6 protein-coding genes are annotated in these 4,382 nt (G+C 70.3%); 3 read left to right on the forward strand and 3 right to left on the reverse strand.

The annotated features are described in order from the left end of the window. The 3 genes from ACN675_RS27875 to ACN675_RS27885 form a co-directional block, all read right to left on the reverse strand. Positions 1–935 (reverse strand): ATP-dependent DNA helicase (locus ACN675_RS27875; RefSeq protein WP_420753899.1); only part of this gene is annotated, 935 nt, incomplete at its 3' end. Between the two features lie 25 nt (positions 936–960). After that, positions 961–1,539, reverse strand: a complete 579-nt coding sequence (locus ACN675_RS27880) for an isochorismatase family protein (RefSeq protein ID WP_420753900.1) — start codon at positions 1,537–1,539, stop codon at positions 961–963. A gap of 5 nt (positions 1,540–1,544) precedes the next feature. Then, positions 1,545–2,879: a nicotinate phosphoribosyltransferase gene (locus ACN675_RS27885; RefSeq protein WP_420753901.1), complete on the reverse strand. Its 1,335-nt coding sequence runs from the start codon at positions 2,877–2,879 to the stop codon at positions 1,545–1,547. A 68-nt stretch (positions 2,880–2,947) separates the two neighbouring features. Between ACN675_RS27885 and clpS the strand changes: the two genes are divergently transcribed. From clpS to ACN675_RS27900, 3 genes are all read left to right on the forward strand, one after another. After that, entirely contained in the window at positions 2,948–3,283 is a 336-nt protein-coding gene (gene clpS / locus ACN675_RS27890) for an ATP-dependent Clp protease adapter ClpS (RefSeq protein ID WP_420753902.1), read from the forward strand. A gap of 25 nt (positions 3,284–3,308) precedes the next feature. Then, complete coding sequence (locus tag ACN675_RS27895) at positions 3,309–3,887, forward strand: DUF2017 domain-containing protein (protein ID WP_420753903.1); 579 nt, start codon at positions 3,309–3,311, stop codon at positions 3,885–3,887. Then, the coding region (locus ACN675_RS27900) for a P1 family peptidase (RefSeq protein ID WP_420753904.1) at positions 3,884–4,382 on the forward strand (499 nt) is incomplete at its 3' end. The genes ACN675_RS27895 and ACN675_RS27900, both read left to right, overlap by 4 nt.

The following is a 4,382-nucleotide window of genomic DNA, read 5'->3' on the forward strand; positions in this document are numbered from 1 at the left end:
GCGAGGGCGGCGGCGGCCCCGTCCGGCAACACGTCCCACCGGCCGGGCGGAAGTTCCTCGAGCAGCATCTCCCAGTTCTCGGCGGCACTCTCGAGCTTGTCGACGTCCTCGTCCTCGGCGAGCTTGGTGCAGCGGCGCGCGGCCGCGGAGATCGTGCCGCCGGACAGTTCCGCGGTCGCGACCCCGGTCACCCGGTCGACGAGTTCGTGCGCCTCGTCGATGATCACCGCATCGTGCTCGGGCAGGATCGCGATGCCGGTGATCGCGTCGATCGCGAGCAGCGCGTGGTTGGTGACGACGATGTCGACCTGGGAGGCCTCGGCGCGCGCGATCTCCGCGAAGCAGTCCTCGCCGACGGGACATCGTGCCTTGCCGAGACATTCGCGGGCGGTGACGCTGACCTGCCGCCACGCCTGATCGGACACGCCGGGGGTCAGGTCGTCGCGGTCACCGGTCTCGGTGCTCGACGACCACTCGGTGACGCGCCGCACCTCCCGGCCGATCCGTGAGAGCGCGAATGCGTCGAACAGCTGCTCACCGACCGGCGGCTCCTCGGCCAGTCCGGTGTGGATCTTGTTGAGGCACAGGTAGTTTCCGCGACCCTTGAGGATCGCGAAGCGCGGGCGCCGCCCGAGCGACTCGTGCAGGGCGTCGGCCAGGCGCGGCAGGTCGCGGTCCACCAGCTGCCGCTGCAGCGCGATCGTCGCCGTCGAGACGATCACCGTGCGCCCGGTGCGCACGGCATAGCGGATGCTCGGCACCAGGTAGGCCAGCGACTTACCGGTACCGGTGCCGGCCTGCACGGCCAGGTGCTCCCCGGTGTCGAGGCAGTGCGCGACCGCCGACGCCATCGTCAGCTGGTTGCGCCGCTCCGTGCCCCCCAACGCGTGTACCGCGGTCCGGAGGAGTTCGGGGACGTCGGGGAGTTCGGGCACCGGGTCAGGGTATCGGTCCCCACCGTCAGGTTCGTGCGCCGACCTGACCGACCAGTTCCACGCCCGCCGCGCGCAGCCGCTCCAACGCCGCCTCGACCGTCACATCGGACACACCCGCGGTGTAGCGCAACAGGACGCGGGTGGCGAAACCGGCTTCGACGGCGTCGAGTGCGGTCGCGCGCACACAGTGATCGGTGGCGATGCCCACCACATCGACCGCGGCGACCCCGCGCTCGCGCAACCAGTCGGCGAGCGACTCGCCGACCTCACCGGTGCCCTCGAACCCCGAATAGGCGGCCTCGAACGCACCCTTGGAGAACACCGCCTCGACCCGCTCGAGGTCCAGGTTCGGGTGGAACTCGGCGCCCGCCGTCCCGACCCGGCAGTGCGGCGGCCACGAATCGACGAAATCGGGTTCCTCGGAGAAATGGCCGCCCGGATCGATGTGATGGTCGCGGGTCGCCACCACGTGGGCGTAGAGGCCGGAGTTCTCGGCAACGTAGTTGCTGATGTCCGCCGCCACGGCGGCACCGCCCGCGACCGCGAGCGCACCACCCTCGCAGAAGTCGTTCTGTACGTCGACGATGAGCAGAGCGCGTGTCATCGTCCTCACCCCTGACCGACGAAACGGGTGGGAACTGCCGGGTCGCCCTCGGACAACATCAGGCCCTCCCACGGCAGGCTCACCAAGCCGGCCGCCAGGAACGCCCGGCTCTCTTCCAGGGTAGGAAGCCCTTCGGCCAGTTCGCCACCGCGCACCAGCGGCACCATCAGCTCCCGCGCGGTGCCCTCACCGGCCGGTGCCGGCAGGTGCGCCGAGTAGATCACTTCCTCGGTGAGGGTGCCCGTCGGCCGCGCGAACCGCACCGCGCGCTTGGCGCCACCCCGCGACTGCTTGTGCGCGCTGCGCTTCTCGACCGGGATGCCGTCGACCTCGACCAGCTTGTAGACCATGCCCGCGGTCGGGGCGCCGGAACCGGTCACCACCGACGTCCCGACGCCGTACACGTCGCACGGTTCGGCGCGCAGTCCCGCGATCGCGTACTCGTCGAGGTCGCCGGACATGACGATCTTCGTGGCGGTCGCACCCAGCGAATCGAGCTGCTCGCGGACCTGCCGCGCCAGCACACCGAGATCACCGGAGTCGATGCGGACCCCGCCGAGCTGCGGACCGGCGATCTCGACCGCGGTACGCACCGCCGCCGTGATGTCGTAGGTGTCCACCAGCAGCGTGGTGTCGACGCCGAGCGATTCGATCTGGCTGCGGAACGCGGACTCCTCGTTGCGCCCGGCCGTGGTCGTGTGCAGCAGCGTGAACGCGTGCGCCGCGGTGCCCGCGGCCGGAATCCCGTACCGCCGTGCCGCTTCCAGGTTCGACGTCGAGTCGAACCCGGCCAGGTACGCGGCGCGCGCCGCGGCGACCGCGGACTCCTCGTGGGTGCGGCGCGAACCCATCTCGATCATGGTGCGTCCGTCCGCGGCGCTGACCATGCGGGCCGCCGCCGACGCGATCGCGCTGTCGTGATTGAGGATCGACAGCGCCAAGGTCTCGAGGAGCACGCACTCGGCGAACGAGCCGCGCACCGACAGAATCGGCGACCCGGGGAAGTAGAAGTCACCCTCCGCGTAGCCGTCGATGTCGCCGGAGAAGCGGTAGGCGCGCAGCCACTCGACCGTCGACGGCGACAGGAACCGGGAGACGACGTCCAGCTCGGCGTCACCGAACCGGAACGAAGCGAGCGCGTCGAGCAGCCGGCCCGTCCCCGCGACGACGCCGTAGCGACGGCCCGCGGGCAGTCGCCGCGCGAACACCTCGAACGCGCACGGCCGATGCGCGGTACCGTCCGCGAGCGCCGCCTCGAGCATCGTCAGCTCGTACATGTCGGTGAACAGCGCGGTGCTCACGGGGCCAGTGGTGTTCGAGTAGATACGGTCTGCAGCCACCCGATCACCTTAGATTGCGGATGCCGAGGCGGGTTTTTCGCCGCGCGGGAACGCCGTACCCTGGAAACATGGCGCCGTGTTCCACGACAAACCCGTTCGACGTCCAGGTGATGGCGGCAGGTCAGGCGATGCCGGCGGAAGCCGAGATCGTCGAGGAAATCGAGGCGGTAGATCGGCCCTGGGTCACCGTGGTCTGGGACGATCCGGTCAACCTGATGCACTACGTCACGTTCATCTTCCAGAAGCTCTTCGGGTACAGCAAAGCCAAGGCCACCGAGCTGATGCTCAAAGTGCACAACGAGGGCAAAGCGGTCGTCTCCAGTGGGTCGCGTGACAAGATGGAGCACGATGTCCAGCGCCTGCACGCGGCGGGCCTGTGGGCCACCATGCAGCGCGACGAATGAGCACCGACAGGAGGAGCCGGCCGACGTGCGTCAGTGGAGCAGGAAGAACTCGCTCAGCGGAGTGAAACTGCGGTCCGAGATGGACGCGCACGAAGCGACGGTCCTGCGATCCCTGGTCGCCTCGGTGCTCGGCATGCTCGAGGAACGCGCCGCGCAGACCCCGCAGGACGATCTCGCCGTGATCACCGGGTTGCGCACCGGCAACTCCACTCCGCCCGACGTGCCCGCCCTCGCGCGGCTGCTGCCGGACTTCCACCGTCCCGACGCCGACAGCACCAAGCATCCCGACGACGAGGCCGCCGACCTCAACGGTGCCCTGCGCAGCCTCCACGAACCGGACATCATCGACGCGAAACTCGCCGCCGGTGCGGTGATCCTGCGGACCGTCCCCGAATCCGGGGGCAAGGTCGTGCTCAACCCCGAGCAGGCCGAAGCCTGGCTGTACGGGCTCAACGACGTGCGCCTCGCGCTCGGCACCACCCTCGGCATCGACGCCGACACCCCCGACACCCTCGACGAGGACGATCCCCGCGCGCCGCACCTCGACGTCTACCACTGGCTGACCTGGATGCAGGACTCGCTGGTGCAGGCGTTGCTGCCGTGAGTCCGACGCTGTCGCCGGGCCCCACCGATTCCCTCGCCGACATCGCGGGCCTGCGCGTCGGACACCACCACCTCCTCGACGACACCGTCACGGTGGCCGCACCCGGCGTGCCCGGTTCCGGCGCCGCCACCGGGTGCACCGTCGTTCTCGCCGACCGGGCCGCGATCGGGGCCGTCGATGTCCGCGGCGGCGGACCCGGCACCCGCGAAACCGACCTCCTCGACCCCAGCCATTCCGTGCAGCGCGTCGACGCGGTGCTGCTCACAGGAGGCAGCGCCTACGGGCTTGCCGCCGCGGACGGGGTGATGCGGTGGCTCGAGGAACACGGTCGCGGCATCGTGATGGGCGTCGACGGCGAATCACCGCTCGTGGTGCCGATCGTCCCGGGAGCCGTCATCTTCGACCTGCCGGTGGGGGACTGGTCGACCCGTCCCACCGCGGACAGCGGATACGCCGCGACCGCGGCCGCGCACGCAGCGTCGAGCGTCCCGCGCG

The sequence above is a fragment of the Rhodococcus sp. O3 genome (genome assembly GCF_048897285.1).
Classification (GTDB): domain Bacteria; phylum Actinomycetota; class Actinomycetes; order Mycobacteriales; family Mycobacteriaceae; genus Rhodococcus.